General features: G+C 63.9%; 16 protein-coding genes. 5 read left to right on the plus strand and 11 right to left on the minus strand.

Going from position 1 to position 19,776, the window contains the following annotated elements:
• Positions 1–23: 23 nt before the first annotated feature.
• The 4 genes from QMZ05_RS28705 to QMZ05_RS28720 form a co-directional block, all read right to left on the minus strand.
• Positions 24–2,792, minus strand: coding sequence for an autotransporter domain-containing protein (locus QMZ05_RS28705; RefSeq protein ID WP_353703811.1), 2,769 nt, complete (start codon positions 2,790–2,792; stop codon positions 24–26).
• A gap of 589 nt (positions 2,793–3,381) precedes the next feature.
• Complete coding sequence (locus QMZ05_RS28710) at positions 3,382–4,431, minus strand: hydroxyacid dehydrogenase (RefSeq protein WP_353703812.1); 1,050 nt, start codon at positions 4,429–4,431, stop codon at positions 3,382–3,384.
• 15 nt (positions 4,432–4,446) lie between these two features.
• Complete coding sequence (locus QMZ05_RS28715) at positions 4,447–5,343, minus strand: amidohydrolase family protein (protein ID WP_353703813.1); 897 nt, start codon at positions 5,341–5,343, stop codon at positions 4,447–4,449.
• Between the two features lie 2 nt (positions 5,344–5,345).
• Positions 5,346–6,311, minus strand: coding sequence for a tripartite tricarboxylate transporter substrate binding protein (locus QMZ05_RS28720; RefSeq protein ID WP_353703814.1), 966 nt, complete (start codon positions 6,309–6,311; stop codon positions 5,346–5,348).
• Between the two features lie 186 nt (positions 6,312–6,497).
• On the opposite strand from QMZ05_RS28720, the gene QMZ05_RS28725 reads away from it, so the two are divergent.
• Both QMZ05_RS28725 and QMZ05_RS28730 read left to right on the plus strand, forming a co-directional pair.
• Positions 6,498–7,049 (plus strand): decarboxylase, encoded by a 552-nt coding sequence (locus tag QMZ05_RS28725; RefSeq protein ID WP_353703815.1) that lies wholly within the window; start codon positions 6,498–6,500, stop codon positions 7,047–7,049.
• An 8-nt stretch (positions 7,050–7,057) separates the two neighbouring features.
• On the plus strand, positions 7,058–7,660 hold the full coding sequence (locus QMZ05_RS28730; protein ID WP_353703816.1) for a thiamine pyrophosphate-dependent enzyme: 603 nt from the start codon (positions 7,058–7,060) through the stop codon (positions 7,658–7,660).
• 136 nt (positions 7,661–7,796) lie between these two features.
• Here QMZ05_RS28730 and QMZ05_RS28735 read toward each other — a convergent pair whose 3' ends face one another.
• The 5 genes from QMZ05_RS28735 to QMZ05_RS28755 form a co-directional block, all read right to left on the minus strand.
• Positions 7,797–8,858, minus strand: a complete 1,062-nt coding sequence (locus QMZ05_RS28735) for a 2-dehydropantoate 2-reductase (RefSeq protein WP_353703817.1) — start codon at positions 8,856–8,858, stop codon at positions 7,797–7,799.
• 305 nt (positions 8,859–9,163) lie between these two features.
• Positions 9,164–9,553, minus strand: coding sequence for a DUF1236 domain-containing protein (locus tag QMZ05_RS28740; RefSeq protein WP_050424001.1), 390 nt, complete (start codon positions 9,551–9,553; stop codon positions 9,164–9,166).
• Between the two features lie 208 nt (positions 9,554–9,761).
• Positions 9,762–10,544: an NYN domain-containing protein gene (locus QMZ05_RS28745; protein WP_353703818.1), complete on the minus strand. Its 783-nt coding sequence runs from the start codon at positions 10,542–10,544 to the stop codon at positions 9,762–9,764.
• A gap of 127 nt (positions 10,545–10,671) precedes the next feature.
• A complete protein-coding gene (locus QMZ05_RS28750; RefSeq protein ID WP_353703819.1) occupies positions 10,672–11,079 on the minus strand; it encodes a hypothetical protein in 408 nt (135 codons plus the stop codon).
• A gap of 189 nt (positions 11,080–11,268) precedes the next feature.
• Complete coding sequence (locus tag QMZ05_RS28755; RefSeq protein WP_353703820.1) at positions 11,269–13,398, minus strand: acetate--CoA ligase family protein; 2,130 nt, start codon at positions 13,396–13,398, stop codon at positions 11,269–11,271.
• Between the two features lie 217 nt (positions 13,399–13,615).
• Between QMZ05_RS28755 and QMZ05_RS28760 the strand changes: the two genes are divergently transcribed.
• The 3 genes from QMZ05_RS28760 (at position 13,616) to frc (ending at position 17,470) form a co-directional block, all read left to right on the plus strand.
• A complete protein-coding gene (locus QMZ05_RS28760) occupies positions 13,616–14,311 on the plus strand; it encodes a GntR family transcriptional regulator (protein ID WP_050423979.1) in 696 nt (231 codons plus the stop codon).
• An 89-nt stretch (positions 14,312–14,400) separates the two neighbouring features.
• The gene (oxc, locus tag QMZ05_RS28765) at positions 14,401–16,131 is read left to right on the plus strand and encodes an oxalyl-CoA decarboxylase (protein WP_353703821.1); all 1,731 of its coding nucleotides are present in this window, start codon (positions 14,401–14,403) and stop codon (positions 16,129–16,131) included.
• A gap of 61 nt (positions 16,132–16,192) precedes the next feature.
• A complete protein-coding gene (gene frc / locus QMZ05_RS28770) occupies positions 16,193–17,470 on the plus strand; it encodes a formyl-CoA transferase (RefSeq protein WP_050630319.1) in 1,278 nt (425 codons plus the stop codon).
• Positions 17,471–17,713: 243 nt separating this feature from the next.
• Here frc and QMZ05_RS28775 read toward each other — a convergent pair whose 3' ends face one another.
• Together QMZ05_RS28775 and QMZ05_RS28780 are read right to left on the minus strand one after the other, a co-directional pair.
• Entirely contained in the window at positions 17,714–18,301 is a 588-nt protein-coding gene (locus QMZ05_RS28775) for a nuclear transport factor 2 family protein (RefSeq protein ID WP_353703822.1), read from the minus strand.
• 99 nt (positions 18,302–18,400) lie between these two features.
• Positions 18,401–19,702: an adenylate/guanylate cyclase domain-containing protein gene (locus QMZ05_RS28780; RefSeq protein WP_353703823.1), complete on the minus strand. Its 1,302-nt coding sequence runs from the start codon at positions 19,700–19,702 to the stop codon at positions 18,401–18,403.
• Positions 19,703–19,776 lie beyond the last annotated feature (74 nt).

Raw genomic sequence — 19,776 nt, forward strand, 5'->3', positions numbered from 1 at the left:
TCTCCAGCGTTCTCGAGCCGCCCTCACCACGTATAGCGCACGCCCCCCTTGCCGGCGTAGGACGAGGTGACATTGGAGAACTCGCCTTCAAAAGTCGCCGCCGCAGACCAGCCATTGCGCCATTTCATCTCGACCGCTGCCGTGGTCAGCGCGGAGTCGGAGGCCTGCGCTGCGCCGTTGACGACGAAACTTGCGCCGGGCAGCGCCTGGAAGGTCGCGGCGGTCGACCGGTCCGGATCATAATCATGCGCCCAGGCGAACCGGGTGCGCAGCGTCAGTACGCCATCGGATGTCGCAAACGACTTGTCGGTTCGGAGGCCGAGTTCGCTTCTGACGTCGGTCACGCTCTTCGCAGCGTAAGCGAGCGCGAAGGCGGATGAGCCGACGACGGCCTGCTCGGCATGGCCGGGCAGATCGAAGGTCGTGAACTGGCCCGCGGCATAGGGCGTAATGCCGATACCGCCGATCCATGGCGCGACGAAACGATAGCCGCCTTCGAGACGGCCGGAATAGCTATTGGCACTGAACTCGGCACGGAGTTGGTCGATGCCGGCGACCGTCACCGTGCGGTTGGTGGTGATGTCCTGCCAGCCATAAGCCAATGCCGCGGAAATGTAGGCCGCACCTTCGGTGTGGCGGATATAGGCGCCGGCCTGGAACAGATCCGATCGGCCGCTGCCGCTGTTGACGACCGAGAAGCTGGTGCCGCCGCCGGCGAGCGCGAAGCCCGCGATCGTGTTCGGCGAAAACAGATAGTCGGCACCGACCGCGGTGCCGTACACGCTGCTGGTGGTATCGTTCGATCCGACAATGGCGTTACCGTTGGTCGACTGCGAGCCGCCATAGCCCGCCGCCCATACGCTCCAGCGCGGCACGAACGGGACCGGCGGCGCCTTGGTGAACATCGCGAACGCGTTCGTCTTGCGTGTGGCGGCATAGGCGGTTGTGTCGCCCTCCTCCGCATAGCCCGATGTGCCCGGCGCCACAGCAATTCCCCCGTTCCGATTCATGAGCGGATCGGTCAGCAGCCCCAGGAACAGGTTCGTGGCATCGAAGGTGGTCTGCTGCGAGCCGGTCGCCAGTTCACCCGAGGCCTGCGTCAGGCCTGCCGGCGTCAGCGTGCCGTAGACCATCGGGATGCCGCCTGTCGTGTTGAAGGAGTTGACCAGCGCGTTCGCGACGGGCTGCTGATTGAGGTTCAGGCCACTGCCGAAGTTCGGTGCGGTCGGGCCTTGCGGTGGCGGTGGCGGTGGCGGCGCGAAGTTCAGCGTGAGATTGAGGTAGGCGTGGCCGGCGTCGTAGCTCAGCGTGTCGCTGAAATTTGCCGGCAGGTTCGTGTTGGTGAGCGCGCCGAAGGTGCCGCTGACACTGCCCGCGGTCAGGATGGTATATTGCTTCGAGATATAGCTGCCGTTGGCAAACGCCGCATTGACGGTGGCACCGCCGAGCGTCGCAGTTCCGCGGACATGGGTCGATGCCGCAGCCGACGGCATCACCTGCACCAGATAGAGCGCGCCGGACTGGAAAGCGAGATCTTCGCCGACGTACAGCGTGCCGGTCGGGCTTGCGGCATTGCCGGGCGCGAGCGTGCCGCCCGAGGCGATGGTGGTGATCACGGGATGGATGGCGCCGATGCCGCTCAAGGTGCCGCCTGAATTGACCGTCAATCTCGGCGAGCGGGCGGTCGCGCCGTCCACCTCGAGCGTGCCGCCATTGATGGTGGTCGGGCCGGCGTAGCTGTTGGCGATGTTTAACAGGGCCAATGTGCCGCTACCGACCTTGATCAGCCCGCCGCTGCCGCTGACGATGCCGGAAAATGCCGTCGAGAGATCATTGCCGCCAACCGTCAGGGTCTTGGCGCCAAGACGGACACTGCCGCCGCCCTCGATCGACCCTGCCGTGGTGCCGCCGGTCGTGAGGCCTGAAATATCGAGCGCACCGTTCTTGTTCAAGATGAAGCGCGCGGTTCCGCCGCTGGCCGAGTTCTGAATGTAAGTGCCGGTGTTGTTGGTCGTGATGGTGGCGTTGCCGGCCGTGCTGGTGTCGTGGAAGACCAGATTACCGTAGTCGGTAATTGTGGCGTTGCCCGCTGTGCTCGCGTTGAAGAAATCGAGCAGGGCGTTGTTGAGGATCCTGGCATTGCCGGCCGTGCTGCTGTCGCCGAACTGGAGACTCCAGTTATTGGTGATGGCGGCATTGCCGGCCGTGCTCGTGTTGGAGAACCGTGTTGCGGTTTGGGTAAGGTCGTCGGTGACGATGGTGGCGCTTCCAGCCGAGCTGCTGTCGGAGAACAAGAGAATGCCGCTATTGTAGATCGTGGCGCTGCCGGCCGTGCTCGCGTTGACGAATTGTGTTGTGGATACGGCCGCGAAGCCGCCCTCGTTATAGATGGTTGCGCTGCCGCCGTTGCCAACAATGCCGGCGCCATTGAACGTAAGTGACTGACTCCCGAAGTATGTGCCGACGTTGAACGTATAAGCGGAAGCCCCGGCATTGAAAGTCCAGCCACCGACGCTGGTGTTCTGCTCCAAGAACCCCACGTTTGAGCTGTTCGTCACTCCGAATGTGGCGGTGCCGGTCGGAACCGTTGCCGGTGTCCAGTTGGCGGCGCTATTGAAATCGAGCATCCCCACGTAGGGCCCGCCTGCCGTGGGGGTGAGACTCCAGGTCGCGTCCTGAGCCGCGGCCGGCAAGCCGGTCACCAGCAGCGCCACCGACGCAAGCAGCCCGGCACGCAACGAAGCCAGCGTTCGTCGCCCGCACAATCCCGACGCACCATGTTGGCCGGGCACCACAAGAGTTCGCACTGCATTCCCCTGGAGACACCGCGAAGCGCCCCGCGCGCAGAGGGCAGGCATATCGGTCGTCGCGCAACGAGGACGTGCATCTTCCCGCTACGCATTCTGTTGCGAGAAACGCGCAGCCTGGAGTTTAACAAAGTTATGTTATGATAACATTATGTTATGTTATGAGTCCATCTCCCTTTGCGGGAACGTGAGGGGCGCTTGCACGATTTCTGAATATTCGAAATATACCCCTGAGTTGCCCGACGGGTCAAGTTGCCTGGCCGAACGCCGGCGGCCGCCGGCTCCTTTGCATGGGTTGTTTTCGATATTTTGGCCGCGCGCAGCCACGGCACGCCTCGCGAGTGAGGGACGCACCAGCGGTAGGGTTCCCTCCCCCCTTGCGGGGGAGGGTTAGGGAGAGGGGTACCACACCGGTGCTCTCTCACTCTGCGCTTGAACGATGCGCGATCCGAATTGCGATAGTGGCGCCTACATCGATCACCTCGCCCGGGGCCACCCCTCTCCCCACCCTCTCCCGCAAGGGGAGAGGGAGCCTGGCCGCTGTGCTCACCTGACGAGACGAGCCTCCGCCCACCTACCCTGGCAGAAACCCGAACGCCTTCTCGAACCGCTTCGCATAGACCGGCCAGACCTCGGGGTTGATGATGCGCGGCGGACGTTTGCCGTCTAGCGCATCGAGGATCTGTTCGGCGGCGATCCGGCCCATGTTGATGCGCGCTTCACGGGTGACGCCAGCGGTGTGCGGGCTCGCCAGCACATTGTCGAATTGCAAGAGCGGATGATCCGGCGGTGGCGGTTCCTTGGCCCAGACGTCGAGGCCGGCGCCGGCGATGCGTTTTTCCCGCAGCGCCTCCTCCAGCGCCTTCTCATCATGGATGAAGCCGCGCGCGGTGGTGACGAAATAGGCATGCGGCTGCATCAGCGCGAATTCGCGCGCGCCGATCATGCCCCGGCTCTTGCTGTCCAGCGGACAGGAGATCGAGACGAAATCCGCCCGGCGCAGGAGATCGTCGAGCTCGACCTTCTCCCCGCCCCGCTTCGTCATCTCCTCCGCCGTCAGATACGGATCGTAGGCGATCACCTTCATGTGCAGGAGGCCCTTGCACAGCTCGGCGATGCGGCGGCCGACATTGCCGAGACCGACGATGCCGACGGTCTTCTCCTTCAGCTCGTTGCCGATCAAATCGTTGCGGTTGACGTTGGCCTCGCGCCGCAGCCTGCGGTCGGACTGGATAATCCGCTTCGACAGCGTCAGCATCATGCCGAGCGCGTGCTCGGCGACCGAATTGGCATTGCCGCCGGACTGGTTGACGACAAGTACGCCCGCGGCGGTGCAGGCCTCGACATCGACCGGATCGAAGCCGGCGCCGTTCGAGGACACGATCAGGAGGTTCGGCGCGCGCTTCAAGAGCTCGGCATGGGCATGGAAATGCGGCGCCAGTTCATCGCGGGCCGCGCCGATCTGGTAGGCATGCGCATCGGCGAGCACGGGCGCGAACACAGGCTCAGGCGTCTCGTTCTCCAGACGGTCGAGCCGGACATCCGGCCGCTTCTTCAGGATATCGACATAGATCTCGTGGGCGAGGTATTTGACGTAGAACACGCGCTTGTTGTTGACAGTCATGTCTTCGGACAGCCTTCAGTTTGGGAAACCATAAAGTCGTGCAGGATTGTCGACGAGGATGCGGTGCCGGGTCGCGGCGTCCGGCGTCCATTGCTGGAACAGCGTCAGCAGATGGCCGGCGTCGGGCATCTCGCCCTCGACCCGCGGATGCGGCCAGTCGCCGCCCCACACCAGCCGTTCAGGATTGGCGGATACCAGCGCCTCATGGAACGGCCGCGCATCGGGATAGTCCGGCGCGCGCTGACTCAGGCGATGCGCGCCGGACAGTTTGGCCCAGCACCACCCTTCATCGATTGCGCGCAGCAGGCTCTGGAAGCCCGCGGTGTTGATGCCGGCGGCAGCATCGGTGCGGCCCATGTGATCGACCACCACCGGAAGCCCGAGCGCCTTCAGCGTCGGGATCGTGTCGGGCAGATCCTTGACGTCGATCCAGAGCTGCAAATGCCAGCCGAGCTCGGCCATCACGGCCGCGTGCGTTTCCGCGACGCCTAAGGGAATGCCGCCGCGATAGTGCAGCTGCCCGCCGCGGAAGAAATGATTGAAGCGCAGTGCGCGCACGCCGAGCACATGCCATTGCCGCAGCGTGCCCGCCGCCACGTCGGCATCGGCCACCGCGACGCCGCGCAACCGTGCCGGCTCGCGCTGCAGCGCATCCAGCATCGCCGAATTGTCGCGACCATGCGCACTGCCCTGCACCAGCACGCCGCGGGCAAATCCGAGCGCGTCGAGCATGCCGAGATAGCTCGCAAGCGGCGCGTCGGGCGGCGTGTAGCTGCGATCATTGGCATAGGGGAAGCGGTCGGCCGGGCCGAACACATGCGCATGCGTATCGCAGGCCTTCGCCGGCAGTTTCTCCCGCGGCGGCGTGACGGGTCGCGGCGGCAGGCAGGCGGGAATCTCGGATGCGGCCATCGCTATTCCGCCTTCATGCCGGCGGCCTTGATGATCGGCCCCCATTTGTCGTAGTCGGCCTTGATCTTGGCCGCGAATTGGTCCGGCGTGCTCCCGATCGAAATCGCGCCGAGCTTGCCGAGCCGCTCCTTCACGACATCGGTGTTCACGGCTGCGACGAAATCATGCGAGATCCTCGCGACGAGATCGGGCGGCATGTTGCCGGGACCGAGCAGCCCCCACCACACCTCGGTGTCGTAGCCCGGCACGGTCTCCGACATGCTGGGCACATCAGGCAGGAACGGCGCGCGCGACGCCGTCGTCACCGCCAGCGCGCGAACCGTGCCGGCCTGCAACTGCCCGACCGATTCCGGCCCGTTGTTGAACGACATCGGGATCTGTCCGCCGAGCAGATCGTTGATCGCGGGCGCGCCACCCTTGTAGGGGATCGCACTGATCTCGATCTTTGCGAGATTGTTGAGCAGCTCACCGGCGAGATGGGTCGAGGTGCCGTTGCCGGCATGCGCGAAGGAGAGAGTGCCCGGCTTCGCCTTTGCCGCGGCGATAACGTCGCCGACCGACCTGAACGGGGAGTCCGCGCGCACCAGCAGCACGTTCGGCGACGACGCCAACAGCGAGATCGGCGAGAAATCCTTGAACGTGTCGTAGGGCAGCTTTGGATAGAGGAACGGATTGGTGGCGTGGCCGCTCGCGACCATGATCAGGTTGTAGCCATCGGGCGCGGAGCTTGCGATCGCCTGCGAGGCGATCACTCCGCCGGCACCCGGCCGGTTCTCGACCACGATCGACTGCGTCCAGGTTTTCGATACGGTTTCGGCCAACGTTCGTGTCAGCACGTCGACGCCGCCGCCGGGCGGATATGGAACGAGGATGTGAACGGCCTTGGCCGGGTATGGCTGCGCGGACGCAAGCCCGGCCACAACCATGGCCGCTGCCGCAATGGCGGTCCGCCAGACCCATCCGGCCATCGACGCCTCCCGTCCCTTGATCGTTCCGTCCCTTTGTCGTTACCGTCTGTATCGCACGCCGGTTCGGCACAGCGATGGCCGAATTCCGCAGATCGCGTTGCGGCCGCGGCATGTTGACAATCACAGGCACCGCGTCAAGTTTCGATCCGCAAGCGAACATCAGCGTCGCACGAGCAGGAGAACAGGATGGCGGCCGCGGAACAAGCCTCGCCCCAGAAGACGGCGACCACCTGGCACGGCATCGTGCTGCAGACCCTGAAGCGGAACGAGATCAAGCTCGTGCCCTACGTGCCCGACCGGGTGCTGACCACGCTGATCAAGGACCTGCACGCCGATCCCTATTTCACGACATTTCCAACCGTGCGCGAGGAAGAGGCCGTCGGCATCGTCTCGGGCGCCTGGATGGCCGGCATGCGCGGCGCGGTGCTGATGCAGACCTCGGGCTTTGCCACGCTCGCCAACGTGCTTGCCTCGCTCGCGGTGCCCTACCAGATCCCGCTGATCATGTTCGTCTCCGAGCGCGGCACGCTCGGCGAGTTCAACTACGGCCAGGCGCTGGTCTGCCGTACGATGCGGCCGGTCTTGGACTCGCTGGCGATGGAACATCACACCATCACCCGGCTCGACGAGCTCGAATTCATTGCCGACCGCTCGATCAAGCAGGCCGTCACCACCCAGGCGCCGGTGGCGCTGATCCTCTCGCCGCTGTTGACCGGCGGCAAGACCTTCGACAAGTGAGGTCGGCCATGACCAACGCTCCCACGCGCAACACCAAGGTGATGAACCGCTTCGATCTCACCCAGCGCCTCGTCGCCGGGCTGAAGGACGAGGCCGTGATCGGCGGCATCGGCAACACCAATTTCGATCTCTGGGCCGCCGGCCACCGGCCGGAGAATTTCTACATGCTGGGCAGCATGGGACTGGCGTTTCCGATCGCGCTCGGCGTTGCCCTGGCGCAGCCGAAGCGCCGCGTGTTCGCGCTCGAAGGCGACGGCTCGCTGCTGATGCAGCTCGGCTGCCTCTCGACCATCGCGACGCTGGCACCCGACAACCTCACCATGGTGGTGATGGACAACGGCATCTACCAGATCACCGGCAGCCAGCCGACCCCGGCCGCGGGCCATACCGATATCGTCGCAGTCGCGATCGCCAGCGGCATCGCCAACAGCTCATGGGCCGCCGACGAGGACGATTTCGAGCGGCTGATCGAGCAGTCGAAACAGGCCGCAGGCCCGACGCTGATCGGCGTCCGCATCGACGACAAGCCCGGCACCGGCACCACCCGCCGCGACCCCGTACAGATCCGCGAGCGGTTCATGCACGGGATGGGGGTGCGGCAGTTGCTGTAGGGCAAGACCCCGCGGCCTGCACCTCCGTCATTGCGAGGAGCAAAGCGACGAAGCAATCCATGCATCGGCGCAAGCGGTTGGATGGATTGCTTCGCTGCGCTCGCAATGACGGCAGTCGGCGCTCATTGAGTCCGGTTCAATTCATCCGCAGCTCCGTGATATGCCGCGGATCCGGCTTCAGCTCGCCACGCTCGACGCGCTTGACGATGTCGGTCAGCGCGGCGTTGGCCTTGCAGGCAAGGCCCAGCTTCTCGCCCTCGCGCACCACAAAGCCGTTGAGGAACTCGATCTCGGTGCGGCGGCCCTTCTGCATGTCCTGGCCCATCGAGGGACGCTGCGCGGATGAGGTACGTTTGCTGTCCTTGAAGCGCTGCTCGTCGCAGGCGCGCGTCGCGGCCTCGTCGCCCTCGCCGGCCCGCGCAATCGTCTCGGGCGGCAGGTGCAGGATCTCCTCGAGCTGATAGCCGTGCGCCTGGCCGACCCGGATCGCCTCGCTGCCGAGCCGAGTCGAAAAACGGCGCAGCGGTTCGCTTTGCAGCACCTCGCCGCCCGCTAGACCAGTGCAGGCCGACAGCCCGTTGCCCATCACGTTGGCGACGAGCTTGGACCAGCGCTCGCCCCAGAGATTGCCGGTCACCTTGGCGCTATCGGAATAGCCGACTAGCCGGCACACCTCCTCAGCCCGCGCGGTGATGCGGCCATGCACCTCGCCGGCGCGAAACACGGTATGCGCGGCCCCGCCCTTGCCGGCGCCGCGGTGGATATGGCCGGGCTCGGGCAGATTGACGGTGATGCTGCTCGCGATGCAGCCGAGCGTCTTGCCCCAGCCGACGATGCCGGCGATCGTCTCCTCGTTCATGCAATTCTGCAGCGACACGACATAGCCGTCGGCCGCCAGATATTGCCGGATCAGCATGGTGGCCCAGGCCGTGTCGTAGGACTTCATGCACACGAAGGCGATGTCGACGGGCTTTTCCTTCGCGAGTTGCTGCGCGTCGGTAACGTGCAGCGCACGCACCGGCACCGAGAATTCCGCAACATCCATCGCGTGCGTGACGCGCAGTCCGTGCTTGCGCATATGCTCGACATGCTCGGGCCAGGGATCGATGAAGGTGACGTCCTCACCCGTCTGCGCCATATGCGCACCGGCATAGCCGCCGACCGCACCCGCGCCGACGATCGCGATCTTCCGACCCATGTTTCCATCCCCTGCTTTGTCCAAGGCAGACGCTTGCTGCGTCCGTTGCCAACCAGTCTAGGGGATCAGGCGGTCAGGCCAACCGGTGGCTTCATGAAAAAACCGAGCCCGTGCCATGCCGGTATTCATGGGGCCCACGAAAATCCCCGCGGGCGACGTGCCCGCGGGGATGGCATTTGCGCGCCTCCGTCATTGCGAGCAAAGCGAAGCAATCCACGCTTCAGCATATGCGGCACGATGGATTGCTTCGTCGCTGTCGCTCCTCGCAATGACGGGGAATACGCGCAGACGGGGAATACGCGCGATCAGTCGATGATCTTGACAATCCGGTGGGTGCGCGCGTCCACGATCACACGGCGATCGTTGACGACCGCATAGCGATACTCGGTGTAGCGCGGCACCGGGCGGAGCACGACGGTGTCGGGCAGCGGCTCGCCGACCACGACGCGCTCACGCACCACGACTGACGGTTCGCCGCGCGGGATCGAGGTGATCACCGCATTCGGAATCTCGAGGCCGGCGCCGACCGCAGCACCCACCGTGCCGCCGACGATCTCGCCGACCGGGCCCGCGATTTCGCCACCGGCCCGCGCACCGTTGGCGGCGCCCGCAGCAGTCGTGGACTGCGCGAAGGCCGAACCGGACGCGAGCAGCGACGCAGCAACGACAAGGGAAACAGCAAAACGCTTGTTCATGATTCTCCTCCTCCGAGTTGATCGACGCATCTCAACATCGAAGTGAATGAGACGTTCCAGTTCCAGCGCTGCAACTTGCGCGCAAATTCCAGTTCCCGCGCAACTCGCTTTGGTTCCAGCACAAATGAAATAGCCGTTCCGGATAGCGTCCGAAGCGGCATTCATCGTTGGTTCAGATTCGGGAGACGTTCAGCGTACCGCGCGCTTTTCATTCCGGCGGCTTTTGATCGGCTCGCCGTCTTGGCGCTCGCCGCCTCGGCTGCGGCGCAGCGGCCGGCTTGATGCGGATCCGCATCGCGCCGCCCTTGGGGTGATCGATCTCGAAGGCGTTGGTCCTGCGCACCAGTTCGCCCAGGGTGCGGAAGCCGTAAGTCCGTTGATCGAAATCCGATGCGACATTGGCGAGCTGGCGTCCGACCTCCCCAAGCGTCACCCAGCCGTCCTCGCTGGCGATCTGGCCGAGCACCTTCTTGATGATCGGCGTCGCCGTCTCGGGCGGCTGCAATGGCTGAGCACGCGCGGCCGAGTCCTGGTTGCTCGCCGCGCCGCCGCGCAAATTCTCGGTATAGACGAACCTGCGGCAGGCCTGCCGGAAACTTTCCGGCGTCTTCTGCTCGCCGAACCCGAATACGTCGATGCCGTGCTCGCGGATGCGGGCAGCAAGCCGGGTGAAATCGCTGTCCGACGACACCAGGCAGAAACCATCGAACCGGCCGCTATGCAGCAGGTCCATCGCGTCGATCACGAGCGTGATGTCGGATGCATTCTTGCCGGTCGTATAGGCGAATTGCTGCTGCGGGATGATGGCGTGCTTGGACAGGATGTCGGCCCAGCCCTTCGACCTCGGATTGGAGAAGTCACCATAGATGCGGCGCACGCTGGCCTCGCCGATCTTGGCTATCTCCTCGAACAGCCCGTCGGCGATCTTTGCGGATGCATTGTCGGCGTCGATGAGGACGGCGAGACGGGGCGAGCGAAGTTCGGACGGCATGGCATGTCTCAGCTGGGACGCGATGGATCAAGATTCGCACATCGCGCGTCTCAGGCATAGACCAATGGCCGCCGGACGGACGTTCGCCGCCACGGCGGCTGGCCGCGGTGCAGATCACCTCGCCCGATCAGATCACCTCGCCGAGGTCGATTGCACGCCTCGCGAACTCGATGGCCTTCTCGGCGGTGATCGCATCCGCTGTGGTCGTGGCTTCGTCGCGCACCGATGGCGGCGAGGCGATTCGGATCTTCTTGCCGTTCGAGCGGCGGATGGTCGCGCGCCAGCGATCGACATCGCGGCGGTAGGCATCGATGACAAAGTCCCGGTAGGCGACGCCGCTCATCAGCGGCTGAAGCGTTGCCATTTCGGTACCGGCCGGCCGGCTCGCGATCTCGCGCACCATCTCGACAATCGTCTCGACGGCGTGCTCACGCGCGACGCCGGTCACGTCCCTGAGCAGATAGCTCACCGCTGCGCCGATCTGCGCCCTGGCGCGATCGTCGCTCGCAAAATCCGAATCGACCTGAATTGACATGATGGGGAAAGCGCCTCCTCCGGACGCAATATCGGACGCTTCCAGGCGTCCGGCACGGTGCAACCAAGAGACGTTTAGTCGGCTCCCCATTAAAGCCGGATTATCCGTTAGCCCCCGATTTCTCGAATGCCGTTAACCGGGTCTTGATGCCGCTTCGGAACCTGTCCGAAGCGGCATCAATGATCGATCTCAGAGCAGGCCCGCGCCGCGCGCCCATTTGTACTTGGCGCCCAGCACCTCGACCGGCAGTTCGGTCGAATAGGCGTAGGCCGGAATGCCGTTCTGATACAGGTATTCGGCAGCCTCCTCGACCTCGACGTCGCCGGCGAGCGAGGCCACGATCGGCTTGACGAAGCCCTTGGCCTCCATCTCCTTCTTCACCTCGACCATGTTGCGCGCGAACACCATCGGCGGCGTCACGATGGTGTGCCAGTAACCCAGGATCAGCGCGTGGATGCGCTCGTCCGACAGGCCGAGCTTCACGGTGTTGACGTAAGTGATCGGCGGCTCGCCGCCGGTGATATCCACAGGATTTCCTGCCGCGCCGAACGGCGGGATGAACTTGCGGAACGCCGCATCGAGATCCGGCGGCATCTGCATCAGCGACAGGCCGTTGTCGACCACGGAGTCGGAGAGCAGCACGCCGGAGCCGCCGGCGCCGGTGATGATCAGGACGTTCTCGCCCTTCGGCGTCGGCAGCACCGGCACGCCGCGGGCGAACTCCAAGAGCTGCCGGAGCGATCGCGCCCGGATCACGCCGGACTGCTTGAACACGTCCTCGTAGATCTTGTCGTTGCCGGCGAGCGCGCCGGTGTGCGACGAGGCCGCCTTCGCACCCGCAGAGGTGCGGCCGGCCTTGAGCACGACCACCGGCTTCTTCTTGGAGACGCGCTTGGCGGCCTCCGCGAAGGCACGGCCGTCCTTCAGGTCCTCGCAGTGCTGCGCGATCAGGTTGGTGTTGGGATCCTGCTCGAAGAAGGCGAGCAGATCGTCCTCGTCGATATCCGACTTGTTGCCGAGGCCGACGATCGCCGACACGCCCATCTTGGCCGAGCGCGAGAAGCCGATGATCGCCATGCCGATGCCGCCCGACTGCGACGACAGCGCCGCGTGGCCCTTGACGTCATAGGCGGTGCAGAACGTGGCGCACAGATTGGCCGGCGTATAGTAGAAGCCGTAGATGTTCGGCCCCATCAGGCGGATATTGTACTTCTTGCCGACCTCGACGATCTCGGCCTGCAATTCCGGCGCGCCAGCTTCGGCAAACCCCGAGGGAATCAGCACCGCGCCCGGGATTTTCTTCTCGCCGCATTCGGCGAGCGCTCCGGCGACGAATTTCGCGGGGATCGCGAACACCGCGGTGTCGATCACGCCGGGCACGTCCTTGACGCTCTTGTAGGCCTTGTAGCCCAAAATCTCTTCCGCCTTCGGGTGGATCGGATAGATCTCGCCCTTGTAGCCGCCGTTGATGAGGTTCTTCATCACCGAGTTGCCGATCTTGCCGTCCTCGGCGGAGGCGCCGATCACCGCAACGCCCTTCGGCTGCATGATGCGGCTCATCGCGGCGACGATCTCTTCGGTCGGACGCGGCGCCGGGCGCGGCTTGTAGTTGAAGTCGACGACGATGCGGACGTCGGCCGCGATCGCGTTCTTGCTGGTGGCGAACACCGGGTTGAGGTCGAGCTCGACGATCTCCGGGAAATCGCTGACCAGCTGCGACACCTTGACGATGATGTCGGCAAGCGCCTCGCGATTGACGGGGTCGCCGCCGCGCACGCCCTTCAGCATCTCATGGGCCTGGATGCCGTCGAGCATCGACAGCGCATCGTCCTTGGTCGCGGGCGCGAGGCGGAAGGTGATGTCCTTGAGGATCTCGACCAGCACGCCGCCAAGCCCGAAGGCGACCAGCTTGCCGAACGAGCCGTCGGTGATCGAACCGACGATCACCTCGGTGCCGCCGCCCAGCATCTGCTGGACCTGGATGCCCTCGATCTTGGCATCGGCCTTATATTTCTTGGCGTTGGCGAGAATTGTCTCGTAGCTCTTCTCGGCGTCAGCGGCGCTCTTGACGCCGACCACGACGCCGCCGGCCTCGGTCTTATGCAGTATATCGGGCGAGACGATCTTCATCACGACCGGGAAGCCCATGTCGGAGGCGATCCGGGCGGCCTCGGCCGCCGACTTGGCAACGCCCTCCTTCGGCACCGGAATGCCGTAGGCGTCGCAAACCACCTTGCCCTCGGGCGCGGTGAGGCTCGTACGCTTGTCGGCCCTGACCGCATCGAGAATTTTGCGGACCGCATCCTTAGAATTTGACATTGGCTTCCTCCTGGGACAAATTTCGTGGCATTTGGTATGCCAAAAACGCAATTGTCAAGATCGGTCGACGATCAAAAAGTCCGAAAAATAAGGGCAGCTTGACATTCTGGTATTTGGCATGCCAAAAATCTAGGGTAATTTCTTCTGCTAAGAAGACGTCTCCAAGAGGAGGAGACGAGTCGTGCCAGAACCGAAACAGACCAAGGCGTCGCCCACCATGGCTGACACAGATATCGCCATCGTCCGGATCGCGCCGGAGACGAGCTTCAAGAACAAGGCCTATGAAGCCTTGAAGGAAGCCATCCTGAAGATGGACATCTACGCGACGCCGGAGCCCGTGATGCTCGACGAGCGCGCATTGTCCGAGCGCCTCGGCGTCAGCCGCACGCCGATCCGCGAAGCGATCGCGATGCTCGAGCAGGACGGCTTCGTGAAGACCGTGCCGCGCCGCGGCATCGTCGTGGTCCGCCGCACCAAGGCGGAGATCGTCGACATGATCCGCGCCTGGGCGGCGCTGGAGAGCATGGCGGCGCGCCTGATCACGACCACCGCGCGCAAGAAGGACATCTCGTCGCTGCGCGACTTCTTCAAGGACTTCAGCGACGACCGCCTGCCGCAGGATCACATCGAGGAATATTCCAAGGCCAACATCGCCTTCCATCAGGCGCTGATCTCGCTGTCGGAATCGCCGGTGCTGGTCGATCTCACCAACGACCTGCTGCTGCATGTGCGCGGCTATCGCCAGCTCACGATCGGCCGCAAGGACCGCACCGCGACCTCGCTGCCGGAGCATCTCGGGATCATCGAGGCGCTGGAAGCGCGCGATACCGAGCTCGCCGAGAAGCGCGCGCGCGATCACACGCTCGGCCTTGCCGCCTATGTCGAGGCCCACGGCCAAGAGTTGTTCACGTAGAGAACCGTTCACGTAAGTTTGAGAATCCACACACGCTTCAGACGACAATCAGATCGTCCGAACAAAGAACGATCAGGGAGACGATGCCGATGCTGAATACCGCTACGAAGTCCGAGGCACCGGGCACCGAGCAGGAACTTACCGATGGCTTCCACCTCGTCATCGATGCGCTCAAGCTCAACGGCATCGACACCGTCTATGGTGTGCCGGGTATCCCGATCACGGACCTGGGCCGCATGGCCCAGGCGGAGGGCATTCGCGTGCTCTCGTTCCGCCACGAGCAGAATGCCGGCTATGCGGCCTCGATCGCCGGCTTCCTGACCAAGCGTCCCGGCGTCTGCCTCACGGTGTCGGCGCCCGGGTTCCTCAACGGCCTCACCGCGCTGGCGCACGCCACCACCAACTGCTTCCCGATGATCCTGATCTCCGGCTCGTCCGAACGCGAGATCGTCGACCTGCAACAGGGCGACTATGAGGAGATGGACCAGCTCGCGATCGCCAAGCCGCTCTGCAAGGCGGCGTTCCGCGTGCTGCACGCCCAGGACATCGGCATCGGCCTTGCCCGCGCGATCCGCGCCGCGGTGTCGGGCCGCCCGGGCGGCGTCTATCTCGACCTGCCAGCAAAACTGTTCGGCCAGGTGATGAACGCCGATGCCGGCCAGAAGTCGCTGGTGAAGGTGATCGACGCGGCGCCCGAGCAGATCCCCTCCCCGTCTTCGGTCAAGCGCGCGCTGGATGTCCTGAAGAGCGCCAAGCGTCCGCTCATCATCCTCGGCAAGGGCGCGGCCTATGCGCAGGCCGACGAGGCAATCAAGAATTTCGTCGAGAAGAGCGGCGTGCCGTTCCTGCCGATGAGCATGGCGAAGGGCCTGTTGCCCGATCTGCATCCGCAATGCGCAGGTGCGGCGCGCTCGACCGTGCTGAAGGAAGCCGACGTCGTGATGCTGATCGGCGCCCGCCTCAACTGGCTGCTGTCGCACGGCAAGGGCAAGACCTGGGGCGAAGCTCCGAAGAAGTTCATCCAGGTCGACATCGAGCCGAAGGAAATGGATTCCAACGTCGAGATCGTCGCCCCCGTGGTCGGCGACATCGGCTCCTGCGTCTCCGCGTTCCTCGACGCCATGGGCGCGAACTGGTCGGCCGCGCCGAGCGATTGGCTCGCGACCGTCGCGAAGAAACGCGATGACAACGTCGCCAAGATGGCGCCGAAGCTGATGAGCAACGCCTCCCCGATGGATTATCACGGTGCGCTCGGCGCGCTGCGCACGATCATCGCGGAACGTCCGGACACCATCTTCGTCAACGAGGGCGCCAACACGCTCGACCTCGCCCGCGGCGTCGTCGACATGCACAAGCCGCGCAAGCGGCTTGACGTCGGCACCTGGGGCGTGATGGGCATCGGCATGGGCTATTCGATCGCAGCTGCGGTCGAGACCGGCCTGCCCGTGCTCGCGGTCGAAGGCGACAGCGCCTTTGGTTTCTCGGGCATGGAGGTCGAGACCATCTGCCGCTACAAGCTGCCGATCTGCGTCGTGATCTTCAACAATGACGGCATCTATCGCGGCACCGACGTCAACAGCGCCGGCGACGATCCGGCGACCACCGTGTTCGTCAAGGGCTCGCGCTACGACAAGATGATGGAAGCCTTCGGCGGCGTCGGCGTCAACGCCACCTCGCCGGACGAGCTGAAGCGCGCGGTCAATGCGGCGCTGGATAGCGGCAAGCCGACCCTGATCAACGCGGTGATCGATCCGGCGGCGGGCTCGGAGAGCGGCCGCATCGGCAATCTCAATCCGCAGAGCGTTTTGAAGAAGAAGTAACCCCTCAAACCCACATCACTCCCTGCGGGTGCAGGGGCAGACAGAGTACGGAGCAATAGATATGACCAAGGCGCTCAAGGGCGTTCGCATTCTCGATTTCACCCACGTCCAGTCGGGTCCGACCTGCACGCAATTGCTGGCCTGGTTCGGCGCCGACGTGATCAAGGTCGAGCGCCCCGGCGTCGGCGACATCACGCGTGGCCAGTTGCAGGACATCCCGAACGTGGACAGCCTGTATTTCACCATGCTGAACCACAACAAGCGCTCGATCACGCTCGACACCAAGAACCCGAAGGGCAAGGAAGTGTTGACCGCGCTGATCAAGCAGTGCGACGTGCTGGTCGAGAATTTCGGTCCCGGCGTGCTCGATCGCATGGGCTTCCCCTGGGAGAAGATCCACGCCATCAACCCGAAGATGATCGTCGCCTCGATCAAGGGTTTCGGCCCCGGCCCGTATGAGGATTGCAAGGTCTACGAGAACGTCGCGCAGTGCACCGGCGGCGCCGCCTCGACCACCGGCTTCCGCGACGGCCTGCCGCTCGTCACCGGCGCGCAGATCGGCGACTCGGGCACCGGCCTCCACCTCGCGCTCGGCATCGTCACCGCGCTCTATCAGCGCACCCATTCCGGTCAGGGCCAGCGCGTCACCGCGGCGATGCAGGACGGCGTGCTCAACCTTGCCCGCGTCAAGCTGCGCGACCAGCAGCGCCTCGCCCACGGCCCGCTGAAGGAATACAGCCAGTTCGGCGAAGGCATTCCGTTCGGCGATGCCGTGCCGCGCGCCGGCAACGATTCCGGCGGCGGCCAGCCCGGCCGCATCCTGAAGTGCAAGGGCTGGGAGACCGACCCGAACGCCTACATCTACTTCATCACCCAGGCCCCGGTCTGGGAGAAGATCTGCGACGTGATCGGCGAGCCGACCTGGAAGACCGATCCGAACTACGCCAAGCCGCCGGCCCGCCTGCCGCGCCTGAACGAGATCTTCGCCCGCATCGAGCAGTGGACGATGACCAAGACCAAGTTCGAGGCGATGGAGATCCTCAACAAGGACGACATCCCCTGCGGCCCGATCCTGTCGATGAAGGAGATCGCGGAAGACCAGTCGCTGCGCGCGACGGGCACCGTGGTCGAGGTCGATCACCCGACCCGCGGCAAGTACATCTCCGTCGGCAACCCGATCAAGCTGTCGGATTCGCCGAGCGAAGTCGCCCGTTCGCCGCTGCTCGGCGAACACACCGACGAGATCCTGCGCGAGGTGCTCGGCTTCTCAGATCACCAGGTCGCCGAGATCCACGATTCCGGCGCGCTCGATCCGCCAAGGAAGCAGGCCGCCGAGTAACGGCCGCACGCTCAAGCAACACGCCAAATGGCCGCGGGCAACCGCGGCCATTTTTGCTTGGCTTGAAATCACGGATCTAATGTGTTGATCCGCTAAGGATCATCTTCGACCGATCCAGCCGGTTTTGCCTGCCGGTTCATGTCCACTCCGCTCCGAGAATGACCATGGCGCGGTGTCGCCGCGAACTGATGCGATGCGCGATCAGAAGCGGAACATCCCCCGCCGTTCGGCGTCAGCCCGAATTTATTTCGTGATCGGCGCTGCGGATCGTACTGCGCTCTGATAGTCACCAAGAAGTTTGGCGTCTTCGATTGATCCGTGATGGTGCATCTGGCGCCAGCGACCATTCATCAGTTGAAAAATTCGGCTGGTGCGGATGTTCAGATTTTTTACGACATCACCATCATGGTAGGTGCCGCGCTCCCGCCCCACGGCCCAAAAGACGTCGCCCGCGCGATGGATGGTATAGTCCCAAAATTCAACGTGAACGTCCGCCGAACTCTTGAAGACTCCCTGGTACATCAAGTGCGGCTGATCTGCTCCCCGCCGGATCCCTCCGAGAGGATTGTCTATTGCGACCTCATCGGAATCAGCAAAGTTCTCGTCGATCATCTTCAGATCGCGAGTGTTGAACCCGCGGTAAAATTGGGCCAGGGCCTGTTGAGGCTGGCTTAGGTCACCGAGATCTTCGTTACCTGTGATGGGATCTTGTATCGGTTTTTGGCCCTCGGCCCCGGCGGCACCGAGAGGCGTCGAAATCAAAGCACAATTGACGGCCAATCCGAATATCGCCGAGATGAGCAGGCTCCTTTGGTGCAGCGTAGTCGACATGGTCTGTCTCCTCATACTTCTATCGATATCTCCATTTCGATCGATCTCGTCCCAGCGCGTCATCGCCTTTTGCTCGAAGCAATGGAACGAATTCCAGCGTTAGCGCGCGGCCACCTCAAACAGCCGGATTTTATGGTCGAGCCCCTTCAATGTGCGGCTGCCATGATCCTGAAATTTTATGTTTGACCCAGCCACGAGATCCTTCAGCGTGCTGGATACGAGGACCTGGTTTGGTGCCGCTGTTGCCACAACCCGGGCTGCAACGTGGACGGCTATGCCATTCACGTCATTTGCGCTTGCTTCTATCTCGCCGATATGCAGCCCAGCCCGCACGCTTAGGCCTATTCCGGGCATAACCTGGACGATTGCAGATGCACAACGCAAGGCCCGTGCAGGACCATCGAACGTAGCGAGAAAGCCGTCACCAAGTGTCTTGATCTCGTGACCGCTGAACCGCGTAATCTCGGCCCTGACGAGTTGGTTGTGACGGCCCAACAGTTCCTGCCATGCGTGATCGCCAAGTTCGCGCGCGCGCTTGGTCGAGTCGACGATATCGGTAAACAGAACCGTTGCCAGCACGCGACTTGTCGGGACAGTTGGCCGTGAGCCGGTCAAGAACTCCTCGATCTCATCGTACAAACGGCTGGTGTCGCCGACCACCGCGTGATCATCGCCGGGCAACTCGATATACTTGGCGTCCGGAAGGTGACGCGCGAGGCTGCGACTGGCCTCAACATTCGCAGCGCGATCGCCTGCCCGATGCAGCAGCAGGCACGGCGTCCTCACGGAGCCAAGTATCGGGCCAACATCGAGCTCGGCGTTCATCCTTATGAGCGATTTGAGGGCCGAGGGGCTGGCGCCGGCGCGCTCATAACGAGCCCACATTTCCCGGAAGCTCGTTTCCCCCGACAGACTAGGTGCAAAAACTGCGGAGGTGGCGCCAGTCCCCCAGTGCTGGTCGACCCATTCGAAGTTGCCCGACAAGGGAGGAGGAGCCCAGCCCGGCGATTTGCAATGCGCCCCATAAAGCACGATGCTCCGCGTAATGTTCGGGTAGCAAGCGGCGAACATGAGCGCCATAGGGCAGCCTTCCGAGAAGCCAAGTATCGAAGCTTTCCTGGAGCCGGCCGCGGCCATAACGGCACGAACGTCGTCGATCCGTTCTTCAAGCGAAGGGATGCCGCAATTCCGGTCGGACAGCCCGGTGCCGCGCTTGTCGAAGATGATCAGTCGCGAGAAGGATGCCAGCCGGCGATAGAGGGTGGAGAGCGGCATCTCCCAACCCTGATCGACGTTGGATACGAATCCCGGCACGAACACCAGATCGAACGGCCCTTCGCCCACAACCTGATACGCGATGCTCAGTTCGCCACTCTTGGCGTAGCACGTTTTGGGGGCCATAGCAGATATCCCTCTACGCTGACGGGCGTCACCTGCGCGCAAGCCGGAGTGGCGGTCAGCCGGCAAATCCGGCG

The organism is Bradyrhizobium sp. INPA03-11B (genome assembly GCF_040446015.1).
GTDB lineage: Bacteria > Pseudomonadota > Alphaproteobacteria > Rhizobiales > Xanthobacteraceae > Bradyrhizobium > Bradyrhizobium macuxiense_A.

Coding starts and splice junctions, on each gene's coding strand:
- QMZ05_RS28745 (WP_353703818.1), bottom strand. CDS start 10,544: ATGCCGTCCGAACTTCGCTCGCCCCGTCTCGCCGTCCTCATCGACGCC.
- QMZ05_RS28715 (WP_353703813.1), bottom strand. CDS start 5,343: ATGGCCGCATCCGAGATTCCCGCCTGCCTGCCGCCGCGACCCGTCACG.
- QMZ05_RS28725 (WP_353703815.1), top strand. CDS start 6,498: ATGGCGGCCGCGGAACAAGCCTCGCCCCAGAAGACGGCGACCACCTGG.
- frc (WP_050630319.1), top strand. CDS start 16,193: ATGACCAAGGCGCTCAAGGGCGTTCGCATTCTCGATTTCACCCACGTC.
- QMZ05_RS28740 (WP_050424001.1), bottom strand. CDS start 9,553: ATGAACAAGCGTTTTGCTGTTTCCCTTGTCGTTGCTGCGTCGCTGCTC.
- QMZ05_RS28780 (WP_353703823.1), bottom strand. CDS start 19,702: ATGGCCCCCAAAACGTGCTACGCCAAGAGTGGCGAACTGAGCATCGCG.
- QMZ05_RS28735 (WP_353703817.1), bottom strand. CDS start 8,858: ATGGGTCGGAAGATCGCGATCGTCGGCGCGGGTGCGGTCGGCGGCTAT.
- QMZ05_RS28760 (WP_050423979.1), top strand. CDS start 13,616: ATGGCTGACACAGATATCGCCATCGTCCGGATCGCGCCGGAGACGAGC.
- QMZ05_RS28710 (WP_353703812.1), bottom strand. CDS start 4,431: ATGACTGTCAACAACAAGCGCGTGTTCTACGTCAAATACCTCGCCCAC.
- QMZ05_RS28755 (WP_353703820.1), bottom strand. CDS start 13,398: ATGTCAAATTCTAAGGATGCGGTCCGCAAAATTCTCGATGCGGTCAGG.
- QMZ05_RS28775 (WP_353703822.1), bottom strand. CDS start 18,301: ATGTCGACTACGCTGCACCAAAGGAGCCTGCTCATCTCGGCGATATTC.
- QMZ05_RS28730 (WP_353703816.1), top strand. CDS start 7,058: ATGACCAACGCTCCCACGCGCAACACCAAGGTGATGAACCGCTTCGAT.
- QMZ05_RS28720 (WP_353703814.1), bottom strand. CDS start 6,311: ATGGCCGGATGGGTCTGGCGGACCGCCATTGCGGCAGCGGCCATGGTT.
- oxc (WP_353703821.1), top strand. CDS start 14,401: ATGCTGAATACCGCTACGAAGTCCGAGGCACCGGGCACCGAGCAGGAA.
- QMZ05_RS28750 (WP_353703819.1), bottom strand. CDS start 11,079: ATGTCAATTCAGGTCGATTCGGATTTTGCGAGCGACGATCGCGCCAGG.